Here is a 19,471-nt window from a genome sequence, read left to right on the forward strand (position 1 = left end):
AATGAGCAGCCTACTGCCGATCAACCGCACCCCGCTGGAGCGCGCCCTGGAGGCGGCCGGTAGCACTAACAGCGCCATCATGCTGCGCACCCTGTACGACCCGGCGACCTGCCCGGTGCATCTGCTGCCGCAACTGGCCTGGGCCTGGTCGGTGGATCGCTGGGACCCGGGCTGGAGCGAGACGGTCAAGCGCAACGCCATTCGCGCCTCCTACTTCATCCACGCCCGCAAAGGCACCCTCGGTGCACTGCGGCGAGTGGTGGAACCGCTGGGCTACCTGATCGAAGTGGTCGAATGGTGGCAGACGGTCCCTGAAGGCGAGCCGGCCACCTTTGCCTTGAAAGTCGGGGTGCTGGATACCGGCATCACCGAGGAGATGTACCAGGAGCTGACCCGGCTGATCGATGACGCCAGACCGGTCAGCCGGCACATGACCAGCCTGGCCATCAGCCTGGAAACCTCCGGCGTCATCGGTTACGGCGCCTACGTGGATCAAGGCGAAGTACTCGACGTGTACCCCCCGACCCCCCGCGACATTGAAGTGACCGGTCGTTATGGCCAGGTCATGTGTATTGATGAAACAGACACCCTGGATGTGTACTCATGATTGATTCCAACAGTCAGTTCTTCGCCATGCTCACGGCCGTGGGCGAGGCGAAACAGGCCAACGCCACGGCCCTGGGCACGCCCTGGACCTTCAAGGAAATGGCGGTCGGCGATGCCAACGGCACCGACCCCATTCCGAACCGGACCCAGACCAAGCTGATCAACGAATGGCGCCGCGCCGCGGTCAACCAGGTGCGCACCGACCCGGCCAACCCCAACATCATCATCACCGAACAGGTAATCCCGCCTGATGTCGGCGGCCGCTGGATCCGCGAGATCGGCCTGTTCGATGCCGACGGCGACCTGGTGGCGGTGGCCAACTGCGCCCCGAGCTTCAAGCCCCTGCTGGCCCAGGGCACCGGCAAGACCCAAGTCATCCGCATGAACTTCATCGTCGCCAATACCGCGCAGATCGTGCTGAAAATCGATCCGGCGGTGGTCCTGGCGACCCGCGAGTATGTCGACAATGCGGTGATCGAGGCCCTGGCCAAGCTGGACTTCAAGCACTCGGCGCTGGTGGCCACCACCGCCAACATCGCCTTGAGCGGGATTCAGACCATTGACGGCGTGCTGCTGCCGGCCGATGCCCGGGTACTGGTGAAAAACCAGGCCCAGGCCAAGGACAACGGGTTGTATGTGGTGTCATCGACGGGCGTCTGGACCCGTGCCCAGGATGCGGACACCAGCCTGGAGGTCACCCCCGGGCTGTTCGTCAGCATCGAGAAGGGTACGGTCAACGGCGACAGCGTCTGGCAACTGGTCACCGACGGGCCGATTGTCCTCGGCACCACGCCGCTGGCCTTCGAGATGGCCATTGGGCGAACCGGTATCAGCGGGGGCTCCTATGCCAACGTTACGGTCGACAAGTACGGCCGGGTGATCGCCGGCACCAACCCGAGCACCCTGGCCGGACATGGCATTACCGACACCTACACCAAGGCCGAGATTGAGTCGATCGTGGCGCAGTCGTCATCGTTGCCGGTGGGCTCGATGGTGGCGTTTCCCAGGGCCAGCGTGCCGCCGGGGTTTCTGGAGATCGATGGCAGTGTGCAGAGCATTGCGGCTTATCCAGACCTGGCGGCGTATCTGGGGACCACCTTCAACAAGGGGGACGAGGGGGCGGGAAACTTCCGCTTGCCCGAGTCTCGGGGGGAGTTCTTGCGTGGGTGGGATCATGGGCGAGGTATAGATCCTGATCGGGGCTGCGGTACCACGCAAACCGATGCTATGCAGGGACATCGACATTCCCCGCTGTCTGGGACTTCGATTATGGAAAGCGTCCCAAGTGGTGGCAGTTCTGCGCCATCGCCGGGTCCATCGATGATTCCAGCTGCATCAACTGGAAATCCTGTCACGGATACAGTTCATGGAACTCCTAGAATTGCGTACGAAACTCGCCCGCATAACATTGCTGTCATGTGGTGCATCAAGGCGTGGAACGCACCCGTCAATCAGGGAAATATCGACGTAGCAGCGCTGGTAAAGGAGCTGGCAGCACTCAAGTCTGCGCACCCTGTTGGCGCCATCATTCCATTTCCCAAGGCTGAGGTTCCAGCGGGCTACCTTGAACTCAACGGTAGCGTGCAAAGTATTGCCGCTTATCCCGATCTCGCGGCGTATCTGGGCACCACCTTTAACAAGGGCGATGAAGGGGCTGGTAACTTCCGGTTGCCTGAGTCCCGTGGGGAGTTCTTGCGAGGGTGGGATCATGGGCGCGGGGTAGATGCGGGCCGCGGAATCGGTAGCTGGCAGGCTGATGAGTTTAAATCTCACTTTCACACAACAAACAACACTTCGTATGCGGGCAGCGACCCGACATTATGGCCCTATGGAGATGCAGGGTCTGGCTCAATAACAGCGCCGTCGGTCCAAACCAATACAGCTGGTGGCATAGAAACCCGCCCGCGAAACCTCGCGGTTATGTGGTGCATCAAAGCCTGGAACGCGCCAATCAATCAGGGAAACATCGATGTCGCTGCATTGGTCCAGTTGACTGGCCTAACAACAGAGAGCAACCAGGGCACAGCAAAAGTTGCGAGTCAGGCACAGGTAAATGCTGGTGCTGATGATTCGGTGATCGTCACGCCTAAGAAACTTCGTTGGGGTTTCTCGATCGGTCTTGCTAGCAACGGCTACATTGCTTTTCCATCGTGGCTGGGTGGCCTGATTGTACAGTGGGGCAGAGGAACAAATGCAGCAGCTGGCCCAATTACAGTGTCGTTCCCCGTTGCGTTCACAGCTTCTAAGTTCTTCGAAATTGCGGTGCCGCTTGTCGTCTCACCTAATGGTTGGGATGTCTCGCAAAGCGCAGGAGATACTTCAAAAACGCAGTCAACATTTAATAGGCGTGCGGGCAATGGCACCTCTACTAATTCACCTACAAACTTTGACATTTTTTGGTTTGCACTTGGATCCTAGGGAGTTTTTGGTATGCGCCATTACAGCAAGTCTACTGGCTCCACATACATATCAGGCATGCATGATTTAATGCCATCGGATGCAGTTGAAATATCTGAAGAACTTTACTTGTCGGTTATTGGTAACCCTGCGCTTGGTAAGATCCGTGCTCACGATGAGCAGGGGCTGCCATATCTTGTCGATGCCCCCGAGGTGATTCCGGATCCAGCAGCACAGGAGCGGGAGTGGCGTGATAGTGAGTTGGTGTCAGTGATGTGGCTGCGTGAGCGTCATCGGGACCAACTGGAAATTGAATCCCCGACGACGCTGACCGGTGAGCAGTTCAAGGAGCTGCTTGTATACATGCAATCCCTACGCGACTGGCCCCAATCCCCGGACTTCCCACAAGCCGAGCACCGCCCAGTAGCCCCATCCTGGATCGCCGAACAAACCCAATAAACGCCCCGCATCGCCGGGGCGTTTTCTTTCCTGCTTCCCACCAATCATTCATCCCAACGAGCCCCCTTCACCCGGGGCTTTTTCATGTCTGGAGTTTATCCATGAGTGGTTTTTTCCACGGCGTTACCGTTACTAACGTCGACACCGGCACGCGCACCATTTCGCTGCCGTCGTCTTCGATCATCGGCCTGGTGGACACCTTCACCGAAGGCCCGACCGCCACTGCCAAGGCCAACGATCTGCTGCTGATCACCAACGAGCGCGAGGCCATTGCCGCCTGGGGCCCGGATGCGGCTATCACCAAGGCCTGCCAGGCCATCTACCAGCGGGCCAAGGCGGTGATCGTCGCTTGTGGCGTGGCCAAGATGACCGATGCGGCCGAGCAGACGTCGGCGATCATCGGCGGGGTGCTGGCCGACGGTAAGCGTACCGGCCTGCAAGCCTTGCTCGACGGCAAGAGCCGTTTCAACGCCCAGCCGCGGTTGCTGGTAACCCCCAAGCACAGTTCGACCCTGGCCATCGGCACGGCCCTGGTGGCCCTGGCCGACAAGCTGCGTGGCCTGGCCATTCTCGATGGTCCCAATACCACCGACGAAGCGGCGATGGCCTATGCCAAGAATTTTGGCGCCAAGCGCGCCTATATGGTCGACCCGGGCGTTCAGCGCTGGGACAACGGCGCCAATGCCACCGTCGATGCGCCGGCTTCGGCCTGGGTCGCCGGGCTGTTCGCCTGGACCGACAACGAGTACGGCTTCTGGGCCTCGCCGTCGAACAAGGAGTTCGTCGGCATCACCGGCACCACGCGGCCGATCGAATTCCTCGACGGCGATGAAACCTGCCGCGCCAACCTGCTGAACAACGCCAACATCACCACCATCATTCGTGATGCGGGCTTCCGCCTGTGGGGCAACCGCACGCTGTCCAGCGATCCGAAGTGGGCCTTCGTCACCCGGGTGCGGACCATGGACATCGTCATGGACGCCATCCTCTTCGGCCACAAATGGGCCGTGGACCGCTCGATCACCGCGACCTACGTCAAGGACGTCACCGAGGGCCTGCAGGCCTTCATGCGTGATCTGAAGAACCAGGGCGCGATCATCAATTTCGAGGTCTACGCCGACACCGAGCTCAACACCGCCAGCCAGCTGGAGCAGGGCAAGGTGTACTGGAACATCCGCTTCACCGACGTACCGCCCGCCGAAAACCCTCACTTCCGGGTCGAGGTCACCAACCAGTGGTTGACCGAAGTCCTCGACCAAGCCGCTTAAGGAGCCGCAGCAATGGCAATGATTCCCGAAACCCTGGCGAACATGAACCTGTTCGTCGATGGCATCAGCTTTCAAGGCGACGTGCCGAGCCTGACCCTGCCCAAGTTGACCCTCAAGACCGAGGAACACCGTGTCGGCGGCATGGATGTGCCGGTGGAACTGGACATGGGCATGGAGAAGCAAGAGGCCGGCTTCACCACCACCGGCGTGCGCCGCGAGTCGCTGAAGATGTTCGGCCTGGCCGATGGCAGCGGCTTCAACGGCGTGTTCCGTGGCGCCTTCAAGGGCCTCAAGGGCAAGGTCACCCCGGTGATCGTGACCCTGCGTGGCCTGCTCAAAGAGGTCGACATGGGCGACTGGAAGTCCGGCGACAAGGCCGAAATCAAGCACAACGTGGCGCTGAACTACTACAAGCTGGAAGTCGACGGTCGCCTGATCTACGAGATCGATGCCCTGGGCATGAAGCGCGTGATCAACGGCGTCGACCAGCTCGCCGCGCAACGTTCGGCCCTGGGCCTGTAAGGAAAAAACCATGTCTCAAGCAAGCGACAAGACCCCGGCCTGGATGACCCTGAGCAGCGACAGCGTGATGGTGGCGTTGAGCAAGCCGGTGGAGATGAACGGCGTGGTCTGCGACCGGCTCACCCTGCGCGCGCCGACGGTGCGGGATGTGCGCGCCGCCAGTGCCGCCGGCGTGGGTGACGATGAACAGCGCGAGCTGATGCTGTTTGCCAGCCTCGCGCAAATCAGCACCAAGGACCTGGAGAGCATGGCGCTCAAGGATTATCAGCGCCTGCAGGCCGGCTATTTTCGCCTGGTGCAAGAAGACGAGCTTTGATCCGGCGGTGATGAAGGTGGCGGCGAAACGGCTCGCTCGCGAGCTGCATTTTTCCGCCGAGGAAATCATGACCATGAGGTTTTCCGACATGGTCTGGTGGCTCACGGATTGAGCCCATCACCCAAGGAGCAGGAGACGCAGATGGCGAACAAGCTGGTATCGGAAGTGGTGGTGATAGGTACTGCCCTCAGTTCGACCTGGGACGCGGCCTTCAAGACGATGGAAGGCCGGATCAAGCAGCTGGAGCAGCAGGGCAGCAAGGCTCGGGTGCTGGAAAAGACCATCGGCCAAACCCTGCGCCTGCAGGATGAATGGAAGAAGGCCCATGACACCGGCGCCGCTTCCGCGGCCGGCCTGTTGCGTCGGTTGGAAGGGAGCCGGGATGGGCTGCGCCGGCAGGGGATTCAGGTACATAAACTGCGCCAGGAGTACCAGGCGCTGGGCAATGTGGCGCGGGGCTCGGCGCTTCAGGCCCGAGGACTGCAGCAGGTCGCCCAGGGCAAGGCCGACTTCAAGGCGGCTTATGACTGGGCAAAGTTCGGCGTCGATAAACTGCGCGCCCCGGTCAAGATCAGCGCCGATTATCAAGCGCTGATCCGCGACATGGCGATCAAGTCCGGTGTGGCCAACCAGCCCCAGGAAGCCCAACTGAGCCGCACGGTGATTCAGACCTCCCGTGACACGGGCATGGCCCGCAACGATGTGGCGGCGCTGGTGAGCCAGATGATGGCCAGCGGCATGTCGCTGGACAAGGCGCAAGGCTACGCCGGGCTGGCCGCCAAGTTTGCGGTGGGGCAGGGCGCGAGTGTCGACGACACGGCGAAGCTGATGCGAGCCCTGGAGCTCAAAGCCGGGATCAACGATCCCAAGGTCATGGAAAGGGCTCTTGAGGCCATCGCTCTGCAGGGGCAGGCGGGCAATTTCGAAGCCGCCGACATGGCGCGCTTGCTCCCGGCACTGCTCAAGAGCGCCAGCGCGGAAGGGCTCACCGGCATGCAGGCGGTGAGTCAGTTGGGATCGATGCTGCAGGTGCAGATGAACACCGCCGCAAGTCCTGACGAGGCCGCAGGTCAACTGCAGAACTGGATCGAAAAAATCGGCTCCAGCGACGCGGTCAAGGCTTATGAAGACGCCGGCATTGATTATCAGGCCTCGCTGAACACCGGTATCCAGAAGGGCATGTCGAGCCTGGAGGCGAGCTTTGCCCTGGCCATGCGTTACGTCAGGGCCATCGACCCGGCCAAGGCGGCGAAGATGGCCGAGGCCCAGGCGCAGATCAGCAAGGAAACCGACCCGGTCAAGGCCAAGGCCATGCTTGAGGCCCTGGAAGAGTCCCTGCGTACCGGCGATCTGTTCACCGATATGCAGATCAAGGCGGCCTTGCTGGCCCAGACCCAGGGCCGGCAGCAGTATGAGCAAGTGAAGAAGGATTCGTTGAGCGCCTCGGCTGTTCTCGACAAGAACCTGGCCGAGCGTCGACAAGCCTCCGCGCAATTGTGGAAGGAGAGCGAGCAGGCGGTCGACGATGGCGTGCGTGCGGTGGGAGAGGCCCTGCAACCGGCAACGGATCTGGTGGCCAAAAACATCACGCTGGTGGTCGGCAAGCTGACCGAACTGGCAGAGCGGAACCCATCGTTGGTGCAGGGTGTGGTTGCCCTGGGTGCTGCTTATGTCGCGGTGAAAAAGCTCATGGCCGTCTACACCATGGGCGAGGGCCTGATCAATGTCTTGCGGGGTGGGTTGAAGGTTGACCCCAAGGCGGCGAAGCGAGCGCCTGGCCGCAGTGCGGGAGGCATCGACTGCTGTGAGCTTGCAGGCAAGCCGAAGGCGAGAAGGCGAGCGCCCGGTCGCAATGCGCTAGGCATTGACTGTTGCGAGCCCATGATCGACCGCGGCTTGGACAAAAAACGTCGCAAGGGCCGTGGCGGGCGAAAGGAGCCCAGGCGCGCCCCGAGTTCGAAGGGGGCGGGCAGTAAAGGGTTCAAGAGCCCTTTGACGCCCAGTGGTTTGGAAAAACTGCCCAGAGGGGCGGTCAGGTCTGGTGTGGCCGGTACCGCACTGAAAGGCGCTGGCTCTGTGGCCAAAGGGTTCGCACCTTTGCTCAAGGGCGGCGCGATCCTCTCGGTGCTCGGTGCCGGTTTCCAGGTTGCGGACACCTTTCTGAATGCCAAGACCCAAGATGAAAAAGCCGAAGGCTATGGCGAGGCGGCAGGCAATCTTGCAGGCGCCGCTGCCGGAGCAGCAGCAGGGGCCGCCATTGGTTCCGTGGTGCCGGTCATCGGTACTGTTATTGGTGGGCTGGTGGGCGGTGCCCTGGGCGCCTGGGGCGGTTCTGCCGCCGGTGGGGCCTTGGGTAAAAAACTCTTCGGCTCCGACGACTCGCTCAAGCAAATGCCCGCCGCCGGTCCGCTGATGATGCGCAACGCCGGGCAGAACATCCCGCCGGTCATGGGCGATATCGCCAAGTCTTTCCAGCCGGGCCAGCCCTCCCCGCTGATGGGCCAGGCCGCGCGTTCACTGGCCAGCCCAGCACCGTCGGCGTCGAGCCTTTCGCTGAGCAATCCCCCGGAGCCGCTGACATCGGCGGCGCCGGCGATCGAACAGCAGTTCAGCTTCGCGCCCTACCTGTCGATCTCGGTGCAGGGCGATGTCAGAGATCCGGCGCAACTGGCTCGGGAGCTGGAACCCTATCTGCGCTTTCAGTTCGACGAATACAGCCGGCAGGCGGCGAGTCGTCAGTTGTTCGACGCGGCACACGTTTAAGGAGGTGGCATGGCCTATATGGAACAGCTGCAATCGGGGCTCACGTCCCTGGTGGCGGCAGCGGAGGCGGGGCGGCGCAGCGCCGATGAAATGCTCGGGCCCATGAACGGCGCCATCAGCGACATCACCGGCGCCGCCTCGGAGCTGGAAAACCTGCCCTGGGTCGGCCCGGTGCTGGGCGCCAAGCTGCAACGCACCATGCGCAGCATCGGTGCGGCGCAGTCGGCGGTGGGTGAAGTCGCGGCCAAGTACAGCCAGGCCGTGACCGTGGCGGGGCAGATGCAGCAGCGTCTTGGCGCCTTGCAGGAGCAGGTGGCCAAGGCCGGCGCGGCAATCAACCGCATCGGCGGGCAGATCAGCCCGGCCCTGGGCAATATCTTTCCTTCCGGCGCGCTGGCGCCCCAGGACACCCCGGCGGCGGAGGCCGTGAAGCCCTTCCCGCACCTGCTGATCCTGCAGCCCCTGGGGGCCGCGGCCGAGCCGTTCTACTTCAACCTCGACACCGCAGCCTTCGATGAATTGCGCCGACAAACCGGCTTTCGCTGGGCGGCTCAGGAACGCTTGAGCCGGAGCATTGCGCAGCAGGCAGTGGGGCAGGGCGACGACAAGATCTCCCTCAAGGGGGCGATCTTTCCCGGCTTCAAGGGCGGGCTGGGGCAGTTGCAGGCGTTGCGCAGCATTGGCCGGCGCTTGCAGCCCCTGAGCCTGACCACGGGCTACGGCGAAGTGCTGGGCACCTGGTGCCTCACCAGCATCGACGAGGAACAGAGCCACCTGCTGGCGGGCGGCATTCCCCGCAAACAAGGGTTTTCACTGGAGTTTGTGAGCTATGGCAACGACCTGCAGAACCTCTGACGGCGATCTGCTCGACACTTTGTGTCAGCGCTACTACGGGCACCTCAATGGCAGTGTCGAGGCGGTGCTGGACGCCAACCAGGGCCTGGCCGACGAACCGCAACCCTTGCGTGCCGGGGTACTGATCCTGTTACCGGAGTTGCCGATCCGCACAGAGGCGATGGTGCAGCTATGGGACTGACCCTGCATCCACTCAACAGACCCCGCTGCGTGCGGGGTCTTCATTTTCTGGAGCACAGGCCATGACCCCGGTCTTTCGCATCCTCGCCGATGGTCGCGACATCACCGCGCAGATCAATGACCGGTTGCTGACCCTGCGCACCCTGGACAAGCCGGGAATGGAGGCGGACGAGTTCGAACTGCGCATCGACGACCGTGACGGCGCGGTCGCCTTGCCCGGTCGTGGCGCGGCCATCGAAGTGTTCCTCGGCTATGCCGGGCAGGCATTGACCCGCCTGGGGCGCTACACGGTGGATGAAGTGGTGGTCAACGGGCCGCCGGACTCCATCGAGATTCGCGGCAAGGCCAGCGACATGCGCGGCACTGGCAAGACCACCCGTAGCGGCAGCTGGGAGAACGTCGCGCTGGCGCAGATAGTCCGCGATCTGGCAGCCCGCAACGGCTGGCAGCCGGTCTGTCCGGTGGCGACCAAGGTGCCGCGGATCGACCAGCTCAACGAGTCCGACTTCAACTTCATCACCCGTCTGGCCAGGCAGTACGACTGCACCGCCAAGGTGGCCGAAGGCAGGTTGCTGGTGCTGCCCCGGCAGTCCGGATTGAGTGCCAGCGGCAAGGCCCTGGGGGTGGTCAGCCTCAGCCGCCGCGACGTCAGCCGCTATCAGTTCCGCTTGAGTGACAGCAGCACCCACAAGGCGGTGCAGACCAGGCACCAGGACCCGAAGAGCGGCACGCTCAAGGTCATCGACCTGGGCAACAGCGACTCACCGGCCAGCGTGCCGGCGGTGCACACCGATCGGCACCTGTACCCCAACAAATCCGCCGCCGAGCAAGCGGCCAAGGCCCGTCTGGCCGCCTTCAACCGCAGCAGCGCCAGCCTGCGCCTGGAGATGCCCGGGCGCACCGATCTGTTTGCCGAGCGCCTGATCAATGCCCAGGGCTTCAAGGCCGGACTGGACGGCGAATACCTGGTGGACTCGGTGGAGCAGCTGTTCAACCCGTCGGGCTGGAGCACCACGGTCGAATGCAACGGCGGCAAACACGGCAAGGCCAAAGCCAAGGCCAAGAAGACGCCAGCCAAAAAGCCACTCAGGGTGGTGCAGCTTTGACGCGGCGACAGCCCCGCGAACTGTCCCGTGGCCCATGCATGTGGATCGTTCCGATCCAGCCCTCTTTCATTTTTCAAGCAGGCGGAAAATCCGCAGGAGTATTCATGAACCCAGGCATCAGCAGCCCGGCCTCGAAGCGAGGCGTCCGCTTTCTATTGCAGACATTGATCGCCGGCTGCAGCTTGCTGCTGGCCGCCGTAGCCCATGCCGGCCCCTTTGTCCTGGCCTACACCGACGGCCAGGTCGAAGCGTCCTACAGCAACCTGCAGGCGTTCCACCGTAACCTTTCTGCTGTCGGTCTGGGCAGCGTCTACGGGCTGACCGTCACCGGTCAGTTGCACCAGGAAGGGATGAACCCGACCAGCGCAAACATCATTCGCTTCGCCCAGTCCAAGTCGCTGCCGCTGTACCCCACCGTCTCCGATTACAACCAGGGCATTGCTGATTTCGATCCGGCGATTTCCCACTCGATTGTCAACGACAAGACCTTGAGTGCCGGCAGCATCAAGCAACTGGTGACGCTGGCCAAGGAGGGCGGCTTTGCCGGGATCAACCTGGACTTCGAACAGGTCGAGCCGAGGAATGCCAAGGCCTTTTCCGCCTATGTCAAAGCCCTGGGCAATGCCCTGCATGCCAGCGGCAAGAAACTGATCATCAGCGTCCCGCCCAAGTCCAGCGACCGCGAGCCCGAGTACCTGCAAGGCTACGACTACAAGGCCCTGGGCGCGGCGGTGGATTACTTCCAGGTCATGACCTACGACCAGGTCGGCCCCGGCTGGAGCAGCGGCGGCTTCCACAACGAAGTCTGGCCCGGCCCGGGCTCCGGTGCCGACTGGCAGCAGGCGCTGCTCGGCTATGCCGTGTCGCGAGTCGCACCGAGCAAAGTCCTGGCCGGGCTGCCGGCCTACGGTCAGGACTACAGCATTGGCAACCGGGTGCACTGGTCGGCCTATCAGGAAGTCATTACCGAACACCGCGCCGTCATCCACCGGGACGCAGCCTCGGCCACTCCCTACGCCACCTGGGGCCCGGTCCGGACCTTTGCCGACGGCGTGGAGTGGACCCCGGAGCGCGCGCAACCGGTGCTCTGGTACGACGACGCCGCGAGCATCCAGAGCAAGACCGCACTGGTCGCCAAGCTGGGCCTGGGCGGCACCAGCGTCTGGGCCATGGGCTATGAAAATGCCGAGTTCTGGACGGCGCTGCAGGCCGGGCTCAAGGCCGGTGGTGAACTGTTGCCGGCGGGGCGGGAGTGAGCCAGGCCAGTAGCAGAATTCCGGGACTGCCCCGGGTAACGTTCGACGGATAGAGAGTACTGCCCCATGAATGACGAAGACCTTGCGGCGATCAATCGACTGATCGCTGCGCTCCAGGCCCAGACCGATGGACAGGCCGCCTTGAACAGCGCGATCCGCCTGCTGGCGCAGAGCAACCAGGCGCTAGTGGACTTGATCAAGAGTCGCGAGCCCGACCCCAACGCTCCCCCTTATCTGGATGGCTCGCCGGCTCCCTGAACCAGAGGGTCCAGCGTCTTGAGCTTCCTTCCCGAGTAACACTCACAGCCCGCCGTCGCGGGTTTTTTATTGTTTGATGGAGAACACCTGATGTCGATTCTTACCCAAGGTACGCAAATCTTTGCCCTGGTTCCGCCTGTCTCCGGCAGCGGCCCCTACACCGTGCTGGAAATCGAGCACGCCACTTCCTTCGACCCGGGCGGTGCACCCGCCGAGCAGATCGAAGACACCAGCCTCAACGCTGAAGAACGCAGCTACAAGAAGGGCCTGCGCACTCCAGGTACGGCCAGCCTCGGGCTGAACGCCGACCCGGCCAACGCCAGTCATATCCGTCTGCACCAGCTGTCCGAGGCCAATGGCGATACCAGCGTCAAATGGGTCGTGGGCTGGTCCGATGGCAAGGGTGTAGTCCCTACCCTCAATACCAAGGGTGACGACTTCGAACTGCCCACCACCCGTACCTGGTTCGCCTTCGACGGCTACGTCTCGGACTTCCCGTTCAACTTCGCCCTGAACGCTGTAGTGACCACCACCGTCACCATTCAGCGCACCGGCGGTTCCACCTGGATCAAGAAGGCCTGAGCCACGCCATGAACCTCAAACAGCTGAAAGCCAAGGGCGGCATCGTCGATGCCCTGCCCGTGAAGAAACAGGTGAGCTGGACTCACCTTGACAGCAAGACCGGTAAGGAAGTGACCGACACCTTGACCCTGCATGTTCGCCGGCAGTCTTTCGGGGTTATCGAGCGCCTGTTTGCCGAGAGTGACAGCGAGCTGAGCCGTAATGCCCGCTACATCGCCGCTTCGGTGGCGTTGGGCGCTGACGGTTCGGAAGCCCTCAGCTACGACGATGCCTACGGGCTGGAGCCGTCCCTGGGGTTCCTGATTCTCAATGCGGTGAATGAGGTCAATGGCACCGGTGGCGCCGCGGCAAAAAACTGACCGCCGCCGATGAGTTCTGGCACGAGTTGGTGCTGAACGGAGTCGGCGGCCGGACCATTGCCGAAGCCAAGGAACGCATGACCTACCAGGAAGCCCTGGCATGGGGGCGCTATATCGACCGATATGGCTCCTTGCATACCGGTAGGCGGCTGGAGGCGGGCAGCGCCCTGGTGGCGCTGCAGACCCACCGGCTGGGCGGAGGCCTGGCGGAGTTGCTGGACTTCATGCCTCACGAACAACGTTTGGGGTTGTCACTCGAACGTGCAATGAACGAGTGGCGCTGATCTCAGGCCACTTTCCCCAAACCCGTTTCGACGGGTTTTTTCATGACCCGGAGAAACCTATGGCAACTGCTTCCCAAGGGAGTTTGCAGCTGGACCTTGGCAGCCTGGAGCGAGCCCTGGACAAGGCCCAGCGTATTACCGACCAAGGCATGCGCAGCATGCAGAGGCGTGTCGAGGAGGCCAGCAAGAAGATTGCCGAGGCGCTGGCAACTTCGTCTGCTTCCACGTTGGGCGCAACCACCGATGCCTTTGATGGCCTGCGCAAGGCCTATGACCCGGCTGCCAGAGCGGCCGATGATTTTGTTAAAAGCCAAAGCGCCCTGAACGCACTGCTCCAGCAGAACAAAAGTGCTGGAACCGAGTATGGGCAGTCCCTGGAAGTATCTGGAAAAAAGCTGGGGGCGTACTCCGACGAGCTGGAGAAACTGCGTAATTCAGGTGCTCTCGCTGTTTCTCAGTTGGGCAGGGGGAGTCGTCAACAGGCACTGGCCGCCCAACTCAGTGCGAACGATGAAGAATATGCGTTGGCGCGCAAGGCTCTGGATAAGCAATTTCCTCAAGGCGCGGTTCAGTCGCCAGCGACCTATGCCGACAAGTCGGGGATCAAGTTCCCGGCGGGAGATGCCTATGGCCGTGGGGTCGAACAGAGCGACGAGTATGCCACCAAGCTTGATGAGCTGAAGACCAAGCACAGTGACATGGCCCTGCAGATTCAAAGCAATTATGTACAGATGAGCGAAGCACTCGGCGACTGGAAAAATGGTGCCTCGTCGGCTTTGGATGACTACATGAATAACGCCGGTAACGTCGCTGCTCAGTCGAAGGCGGTGTTCACCAGTGCGTTTGAGCAGATGGATGCCGCGATCCTCCAGTTCGCTACCACGGGCAAGTTCTCCTTTTCCGATTTCGCCAAGTCGGTGCTCAAGGACATGGCGATGTTGGCGGCGAAGACGGCGGCGTCCAAGGCGTTGAGTTCGTTGTTTGGAATGGCCAGTTCGGCGGTCATGGGATGGTTTGGTTCTACTGCTGCACCTGCCCCAACGACCGGTTCGCTCGGTTCCGCAAGCTACACCTTCGATCCTCAGTTGAGCCTGGACTCCAGCTTCAAGTATGCCAACGGTGGTGTCTTCACCAATGGTGTCGCTACCGGTCCGACCCTGGCACCTATGGCCCTGTTCGGCGAGGCTGGGCCAGAAGCAATCATGCCCCTGAGTCGTGGTTCCGACGGCTCGTTGGGGGTCGTTGCGCTGGGCGGGGGACAATCCGGCACCACCAGCAACCAGCAGGTGGTCATCCAGCAGACCATCAACGTACCCGACGGACAGGCCGGTGCCTCGGGGGCAGGCACGAATTCCCAGAGCCTGGCCAATGCCTACGCCAGCGCGGCGAAGCAGGGCGCGGCCGAACAGATTGCCCGAGACCTGAAACCGGGCGGCCAGATCTGGTCCGTCATCAACGGCCGCTGATTTCCAGCGGCCGCAACGGCTCACGCCCGGAGAAAAGACATGACTATCGAAACATTCACTTGGGTACCCAAGATCGAGCCCGTGGGCAGCGTCGAGTTTCGCCTCAAGTCGGCGCGCTTTGGTGATGGCTATCAGCAGGTTGTCCAGGACGGGATCAACAACAAGACCCAGTCCTGGCCGCTGACCTTTGTCGGTGACGACAAGAAGATCAAGCCGATCATCAACTTCATCGACGCCCACCAAGGAGCCAGGCCTTTCTATTGGACGCCGCCGTTGGGCGAGCAGGGGCTGTACCGCTGCAAGACCTACCAGCCCTCGCCGTTGGGCGCAGGGATTTACTCGCTCAGCGCAACTTTTGAACAGGCATTTCATCCATGACTATCGATCCGATCCACCTTGGCAGTGCCCCCAACGATGGCACCGGGCAAAACCTGCGTTCGGGGGGGCAGACAATCAATGACAACTTCGCTGAGCTGGACATCCGGACGGCAACAGCACAGGCCACCGCCGAGCAGGGTGTGGCACAGGCGGTAGCCGCCAAGGCCAAGGCTGATGCGGCGATTCCGACATCAGCTCTAGGAGCCACGGTGGCTCAATTGGTCAACGGAACGGTACCGCAGTCGCAGTTGCCCCGTGATGTGCTGGAGTTCGCGACGCTGGCTGGTTTTCCAGCGACGGGTGAGAGCGGGAAGATCTATATCGCGGTCAATGATGGTGACAGCCTGAGCAACCCCAGCAAGCAATATCGTTGGAATGGCTTGTCCTTCGTGCTGATCCCTTCCTCCCCTGGGTCAACGGATCAGGTGGCGGAAGGGGCGACTAATCAGTACTTCACAGCGGCGCGTGTGCGTTCGACGACGCTGACGGGCCTGGGAGCGCAGGTCAACGCTGCTGTCGTCGCCAGCGATACGCTGCTGCAAAGTGTTGCCAAGTTGCAGGGGCAGGTTGACGCCAAACTCGGCAAAAGCGAGAAGGCTCTCGATTCGGACAAGCTGGCAGGCCAGCCTGCGGCTTACTACCGTGCCCCCATGGGCGGAGCGACCGCCACCGCCTCTGGTACTCAGGGCCTGGTACCTGCGCCGCCTCAGCTGGAAACGGATAAGGATCGCTTCCTGTGCAGCGATGGGACCTTCAAAGAGGTCAGCAGCGGCACTGGTTTGCCAGTAGGGGCGACCATTCCCTGGACATTGCCGGTAGAGACTATTCCTGCCGGGTTCGTCGAACGCTCCGGGCAACTCCTGTCGCGCGCTGTATGGCCGGGGCTGTGGGCTAAGGTCCAGGCAGTGGCAGTATCGGATGATCAGTGGAAGTCCAACATTGCATTTCGTGGCTGCTATTCCAGCGGCGATGGTTCTACAACGTTCCGGATGCCGGATGACAACGGCAAGTATGACCAGCTTGGAGTGGGCGGAGTTACTTACCGAGGTTATGGTTTGAACTCTATGGGTAGGGTCGGAATGCACCAGTCCGATCAAGTTCAAAGCATGAAACACAGGACTTCCGTGAATGGCGGTGGAGCCAACTCTACAGGCCTAAACCCTGTGTTTGGAGGCGACACTGTTCAGAGCAGTCTGGTTGGCAACGTAGTTGCGGCGACAGGGTGGGCTACTTATACCGGAGGTGCGGTATCCGATGGCTCCAACGGTACCCCGCGAGTTGGTTCGGAAACGCGTATGGCCAACGCCACCGTAATCTGGATCACAATGGCGGCAGCGGCTGCCTCTGCCCCAGGTGAAGTGAATGTTCCCGCTTTGGCGACTCAGGTGGACAACAACACCCAGCGAGTCACTAAGCTGGAAGATGTAATCAATCCGCTTAAGCCCTCTTGGATAAGCAATTGCTTGGTCAATAGCGTTTACGCCATCGTCAATGGCGTGTTGTGGTCCGCATGTGGCGCTGCTTCTGTGTACGGTAACTTTCAGGCCGGTCGCGGACCTAATGCATCGACAACTTTCTATGGCCTGAACAACTTCAGCCGAGTGAATGTTCCCAGCACCTCCCCGGTTATCAAGGCTGGAGCGGTGGGCTATAACGGCTATGCACTTCTCGGTAACGGAGAACTGTGGGCTTGGGGCTATAACAACAATGGTCAGTTGGGTCTAGGTAGCGTGGCGGTGGCGCCATTGCCGACGCTTTCCACGAATGGTGTGCTCGATATCTACTTTCATGAGACAAACTCCGGTCATAGCGCCGACGGAGGCAAGGCCTTGATTCGCAAGGCTGATGGTTTGTATGCCGCCGGCTACAACGGATACGGTCAGCTCGGCAGTGGTGATACCACGCTGAGAAATAGCTGGACGAAAGTATGGGATGTGGCGACTCGGGGTGAGATCAAATCGGTGTGGAACCTCGGCAGTCACTATGGGCGCACGTGGGTACAGACCTCTGATAATCGTTTGTTCTTTGCTGGTTATAACGGACAAGGGCAGGCAGGCATTGCAACTCCAGCCAATGTTGTCTCTTTCACCGATGTGACCACCGCATGGGGGGGGCCTGAAGAGATCGCAAAACTCCTGCAAATCAAGGGGGGAAGTGGCTGGGCTGACAGTGCTGCGAACGCCAGTGGGTTTACTGTGATGTGGTTCACTGACTCATTGCGTACATGTGGCTTTAACACATACGGGCAACTGGGCAGTGGCAACACCACGTCACTGACGACTCCCTTCAAAATTTCACAGGCTTTTTCTCAACTGAGCGTTTGTGGCGGTGGTGTTGGCAGTTGCTACGGTGTGGATTCAGACGGTGCACTTTGGGTCTGGGGCTATAACGCTACCTCACAACTGGGGACTGGCAATGCAACCAACCTTTTGGTGCCGACCAAGCACCCGACGTTTGATGGAACGACTTCGGACCGAAAGGTCGGCAAGATCATGACTCATGATTACGATCGTCCCTACTATGGTTACTGTTTCCCGATGTACATCCGAACTGCCGCTGGCAACATCTATCACATGGGTGTCAATGGTTACGGTGAAGGTGGACGAGGTGTCGTCGGAACCATTGCTACTCCTGTTTTGGTGGTACTGCCAAAACTGGGCAATAGTGGCAAGCCGGTTACCGTCGATGCCATCGGGTTCCTGGGCACGAGTCACGCAGGTGCTGGCGCCACGGTTACCTATGCGATGGACAGCGAAGGCATGATCTATGGCTGGGGACACCAGGGCCAATACGGTGTTTACCTCTCGAGTTCTGCAGTTGATTGCCTGGTTCCTTTGCAAATGAAACCTAACTGGATGCTTTAACCGCTAACCCCCTGCGAGTTACCCCCGCCCGCCCTGTGCGGGTTTATTTTTGCCCGAGGAATCACCATGCCGATCACGGCCGATATCCAGACCCTGGAGCCAGGCGCGTGGGTGGAGCTTTTTGAGCTCGACGCCACCAGCCTCGGCGCCGAGCTTTATCGCTTTCACGGTTACCCCCAGCAGTCGTCGATCTTCTGGCAGGGGCTTGAGTACTCACCCTGGCCGATTCAGGCCGAGGGTTTTGAAATGACCGGCAAGGGCGCGCAGCCGACTCCGACGCTGTCGGTCGGCAACGTCGGCGGTTTCATCACCGCCCTGGTGCTGTATTTCGAGGACCTGGTCGGGGCCCGGCTGATTCGTCACCGGACCCTTGGCAAGTACCTGGACGGCCAGCCTGAAGCCGATCCTGAAGAAGAGTTGCCGCCAGACATCTGGTACGTCGAGCGCAAGTCTTCGGAAGACAACGAGGTGGTGAAGTTCGAACTGGCCAGCGCCCTGGACTTCAACGGTGTGCAACTGCCACGACGGCAGATCGTTGCCAACGTCTGCTGGTGGCTCAGTTGTGGAGGCTATCGCGGGCCTTATTGCGGCTACAACGGTGGCCCGGTGGCGGATCTCAATGATGTGATCGTCACCGATGCGGCCAAGGATAAATGCGGTGGTCGGTTGAGCAGCTGCAAGCTGCGTTTCGGTGAAAACAACCCGCTGCCCTTCGGTTCATTTCCAGCGGCAGGGCTGCTACGGAGCTGAGCATGAACAAGGCAAATCTGGCCGCCATCGAGCGCCACGCGCTGGCCGAGTACCCCAAGGAGTGTTGCGGGCTGCTGATCCGCGAGGGGCGCAAGCGGGTCTACGTGCCCTGTCGCAACACCGCTGTCACGCCCAGCGAACATTTTCGCCTGGCCCCCGAGGATTACGCGGCGGCGGAAGAACGCGGCGAGGTGCTGGCGGTGATCCACAGCCACCCGGATTATCCACCGGCTCCCAGCGAGGCTGATCGGGTGGCCTGCGAGGCGTCGGGATTGCCCTGGCACATCCTGGAAGTGCGCAAGGACGATGACGGCACCTTGCGCAAGGGCGACTGGGCGAGTCTGCTGCCCACGGGGTATCAAGCGCCGTTGATTGGCCGTTCCTTTGCCCACGGTATCCACGATTGCCTGAGCATCATCCTCGACTACTACCGTCGTGAACTGGGTATCGAGTTGGGTAGCCACCAGCGTGAAGACGGTTGGTGGGACAAGGGCGGCAATCTCTATCTGGAGCATTTGCCCGAGGCCGGGTTTGAGCGAGTCAATGACCTGCGCCAAGGCGACGTGGTGCTGATGCAGATCCGCTCGCCGGTGCCCAATCATGCGGCGATCTACCTCGCCGACGGCGTGCTCAAGAGCGAACCGGAGCACTTTCCCGCGCCGGGTTCGATCCTGCATCACCTCTATGGACGGGACAGTAAACGGGACACCTATGGCGGTTACTGGGACGAGGTAACGGTCAGCATCTGGCGACATCGCCAGCTCATGGCGATGGATTGAAGTGCATCGTCTTTCCTTGAATT

20 protein-coding genes are annotated in these 19,471 nt (G+C 61.3%); all 20 read left to right on the forward strand.

Annotated features, from left to right (window positions below; genetic code table 11):
* Position 1: 1 nt before the first annotated feature.
* The 20 genes from DNK59_RS19865 to DNK59_RS19960 all read left to right on the forward strand — a co-directional run bounded on the left by DNK59_RS19865 (position 2) and on the right by DNK59_RS19960 (position 19,448).
* Positions 2–607 (forward strand): phage tail protein I, encoded by a 606-nt coding sequence (locus tag DNK59_RS19865; RefSeq protein ID WP_110724282.1) that lies wholly within the window; start codon positions 2–4, stop codon positions 605–607.
* Positions 604–3,024, forward strand: a complete 2,421-nt coding sequence (locus tag DNK59_RS31940) for a phage tail protein (RefSeq protein WP_177431272.1) — start codon at positions 604–606, stop codon at positions 3,022–3,024. The genes DNK59_RS19865 and DNK59_RS31940 overlap by 4 nt, the downstream gene beginning before the upstream one ends.
* 12 nt (positions 3,025–3,036) lie before the next feature.
* A complete protein-coding gene (locus DNK59_RS19875) occupies positions 3,037–3,462 on the forward strand; it encodes a phage tail assembly chaperone (protein ID WP_256596474.1) in 426 nt (141 codons plus the stop codon).
* A 101-nt stretch (positions 3,463–3,563) separates the two neighbouring features.
* A complete protein-coding gene (locus DNK59_RS19880) occupies positions 3,564–4,730 on the forward strand; it encodes a phage tail sheath family protein (RefSeq protein ID WP_092320089.1) in 1,167 nt (388 codons plus the stop codon).
* Positions 4,731–4,742: 12 nt separating this feature from the next.
* The gene (locus DNK59_RS19885; protein WP_110724283.1) at positions 4,743–5,252 is read left to right on the forward strand and encodes a phage major tail tube protein; all 510 of its coding nucleotides are present in this window, start codon (positions 4,743–4,745) and stop codon (positions 5,250–5,252) included.
* Between the two features lie 10 nt (positions 5,253–5,262).
* Positions 5,263–5,568, forward strand: coding sequence for a phage tail assembly protein (locus tag DNK59_RS19890; protein ID WP_110724284.1), 306 nt, complete (start codon positions 5,263–5,265; stop codon positions 5,566–5,568).
* Between the two features lie 141 nt (positions 5,569–5,709).
* Entirely contained in the window at positions 5,710–8,331 is a 2,622-nt protein-coding gene (locus tag DNK59_RS19895) for a phage tail tape measure protein (RefSeq protein ID WP_110724285.1), read from the forward strand.
* A gap of 9 nt (positions 8,332–8,340) precedes the next feature.
* Positions 8,341–9,186 (forward strand): phage tail protein, encoded by an 846-nt coding sequence (locus DNK59_RS19900; protein ID WP_103741615.1) that lies wholly within the window; start codon positions 8,341–8,343, stop codon positions 9,184–9,186.
* Positions 9,161–9,367, forward strand: coding sequence for a tail protein X (locus DNK59_RS19905; protein ID WP_092320097.1), 207 nt, complete (start codon positions 9,161–9,163; stop codon positions 9,365–9,367). The genes DNK59_RS19900 and DNK59_RS19905 overlap by 26 nt, the downstream gene beginning before the upstream one ends.
* A 61-nt stretch (positions 9,368–9,428) precedes the next feature.
* Positions 9,429–10,472: a phage late control D family protein gene (locus DNK59_RS19910; protein ID WP_110724286.1), complete on the forward strand. Its 1,044-nt coding sequence runs from the start codon at positions 9,429–9,431 to the stop codon at positions 10,470–10,472.
* A gap of 104 nt (positions 10,473–10,576) precedes the next feature.
* Positions 10,577–11,728 carry a glycosyl hydrolase family 18 protein gene (locus DNK59_RS19915; protein ID WP_110724287.1) on the forward strand — a complete coding sequence of 384 codons (1,152 nt, stop codon included), beginning with the start codon at positions 10,577–10,579 and terminating at the stop codon, positions 11,726–11,728.
* 66 nt (positions 11,729–11,794) lie between these two features.
* On the forward strand, positions 11,795–11,986 hold the full coding sequence (locus tag DNK59_RS19920) for a hypothetical protein (protein ID WP_019093183.1): 192 nt from the start codon (positions 11,795–11,797) through the stop codon (positions 11,984–11,986).
* A gap of 90 nt (positions 11,987–12,076) precedes the next feature.
* Complete coding sequence (locus tag DNK59_RS19925; protein WP_110724288.1) at positions 12,077–12,568, forward strand: phage tail tube protein; 492 nt, start codon at positions 12,077–12,079, stop codon at positions 12,566–12,568.
* A gap of 8 nt (positions 12,569–12,576) precedes the next feature.
* Entirely contained in the window at positions 12,577–12,927 is a 351-nt protein-coding gene (locus tag DNK59_RS19930) for a phage tail assembly chaperone family protein, TAC (RefSeq protein ID WP_016964891.1), read from the forward strand.
* 29 nt (positions 12,928–12,956) lie between these two features.
* On the forward strand, positions 12,957–13,211 hold the full coding sequence (locus DNK59_RS19935) for a hypothetical protein (RefSeq protein ID WP_110724307.1): 255 nt from the start codon (positions 12,957–12,959) through the stop codon (positions 13,209–13,211).
* Between the two features lie 59 nt (positions 13,212–13,270).
* Entirely contained in the window at positions 13,271–14,677 is a 1,407-nt protein-coding gene (locus DNK59_RS19940; protein WP_110724289.1) for a phage tail tape measure protein, read from the forward strand.
* Positions 14,678–14,716: 39 nt separating this feature from the next.
* Complete coding sequence (locus tag DNK59_RS19945) at positions 14,717–15,055, forward strand: phage tail protein (protein ID WP_047302098.1); 339 nt, start codon at positions 14,717–14,719, stop codon at positions 15,053–15,055.
* The gene (locus DNK59_RS19950; RefSeq protein ID WP_110724290.1) at positions 15,052–17,919 is read left to right on the forward strand and encodes a hypothetical protein; all 2,868 of its coding nucleotides are present in this window, start codon (positions 15,052–15,054) and stop codon (positions 17,917–17,919) included. Before DNK59_RS19945 ends, DNK59_RS19950 begins: the two co-directional genes overlap by 4 nt.
* A gap of 66 nt (positions 17,920–17,985) precedes the next feature.
* A complete protein-coding gene (locus DNK59_RS19955; RefSeq protein WP_019093175.1) occupies positions 17,986–18,669 on the forward strand; it encodes a phage minor tail protein L in 684 nt (227 codons plus the stop codon).
* Between the two features lie 2 nt (positions 18,670–18,671).
* Positions 18,672–19,448, forward strand: coding sequence for a C40 family peptidase (locus DNK59_RS19960; RefSeq protein ID WP_110724291.1), 777 nt, complete (start codon positions 18,672–18,674; stop codon positions 19,446–19,448).
* Positions 19,449–19,471: the final 23 nt, after the last annotated feature.

Source organism: Pseudomonas sp. TKO26 (genome assembly GCF_003225665.1).
Classification (GTDB): Bacteria; Pseudomonadota; Gammaproteobacteria; order Pseudomonadales; family Pseudomonadaceae; genus Aquipseudomonas; species Aquipseudomonas saponiphila.

Excerpts from the sequence above, each read along its gene's own strand:
- DNK59_RS19885 (WP_110724283.1), top strand. The coding sequence starts at position 4,743 with ATGGCAATGATTCCCGAAACCCTGGCGAACATGAACCTGTTCGTCGAT.
- DNK59_RS19955 (WP_019093175.1), top strand. The coding sequence starts at position 17,986 with ATGCCGATCACGGCCGATATCCAGACCCTGGAGCCAGGCGCGTGGGTG.
- DNK59_RS19960 (WP_110724291.1), top strand. The coding sequence starts at position 18,672 with ATGAACAAGGCAAATCTGGCCGCCATCGAGCGCCACGCGCTGGCCGAG.
- DNK59_RS19920 (WP_019093183.1), top strand. The coding sequence starts at position 11,795 with ATGAATGACGAAGACCTTGCGGCGATCAATCGACTGATCGCTGCGCTC.
- DNK59_RS19865 (WP_110724282.1), top strand. The coding sequence starts at position 2 with ATGAGCAGCCTACTGCCGATCAACCGCACCCCGCTGGAGCGCGCCCTG.
- DNK59_RS31940 (WP_177431272.1), top strand. The coding sequence starts at position 604 with ATGATTGATTCCAACAGTCAGTTCTTCGCCATGCTCACGGCCGTGGGC.
- DNK59_RS19915 (WP_110724287.1), top strand. The coding sequence starts at position 10,577 with ATGAACCCAGGCATCAGCAGCCCGGCCTCGAAGCGAGGCGTCCGCTTT.
- DNK59_RS19950 (WP_110724290.1), top strand. The coding sequence starts at position 15,052 with ATGACTATCGATCCGATCCACCTTGGCAGTGCCCCCAACGATGGCACC.
- DNK59_RS19945 (WP_047302098.1), top strand. The coding sequence starts at position 14,717 with ATGACTATCGAAACATTCACTTGGGTACCCAAGATCGAGCCCGTGGGC.
- DNK59_RS19925 (WP_110724288.1), top strand. The coding sequence starts at position 12,077 with ATGTCGATTCTTACCCAAGGTACGCAAATCTTTGCCCTGGTTCCGCCT.
- DNK59_RS19940 (WP_110724289.1), top strand. The coding sequence starts at position 13,271 with ATGGCAACTGCTTCCCAAGGGAGTTTGCAGCTGGACCTTGGCAGCCTG.
- DNK59_RS19900 (WP_103741615.1), top strand. The coding sequence starts at position 8,341 with ATGGCCTATATGGAACAGCTGCAATCGGGGCTCACGTCCCTGGTGGCG.
- DNK59_RS19895 (WP_110724285.1), top strand. The coding sequence starts at position 5,710 with ATGGCGAACAAGCTGGTATCGGAAGTGGTGGTGATAGGTACTGCCCTC.
- DNK59_RS19905 (WP_092320097.1), top strand. The coding sequence starts at position 9,161 with ATGGCAACGACCTGCAGAACCTCTGACGGCGATCTGCTCGACACTTTG.
- DNK59_RS19910 (WP_110724286.1), top strand. The coding sequence starts at position 9,429 with ATGACCCCGGTCTTTCGCATCCTCGCCGATGGTCGCGACATCACCGCG.
- DNK59_RS19930 (WP_016964891.1), top strand. The coding sequence starts at position 12,577 with ATGAACCTCAAACAGCTGAAAGCCAAGGGCGGCATCGTCGATGCCCTG.
- DNK59_RS19875 (WP_256596474.1), top strand. The coding sequence starts at position 3,037 with ATGCGCCATTACAGCAAGTCTACTGGCTCCACATACATATCAGGCATG.
- DNK59_RS19890 (WP_110724284.1), top strand. The coding sequence starts at position 5,263 with ATGTCTCAAGCAAGCGACAAGACCCCGGCCTGGATGACCCTGAGCAGC.
- DNK59_RS19880 (WP_092320089.1), top strand. The coding sequence starts at position 3,564 with ATGAGTGGTTTTTTCCACGGCGTTACCGTTACTAACGTCGACACCGGC.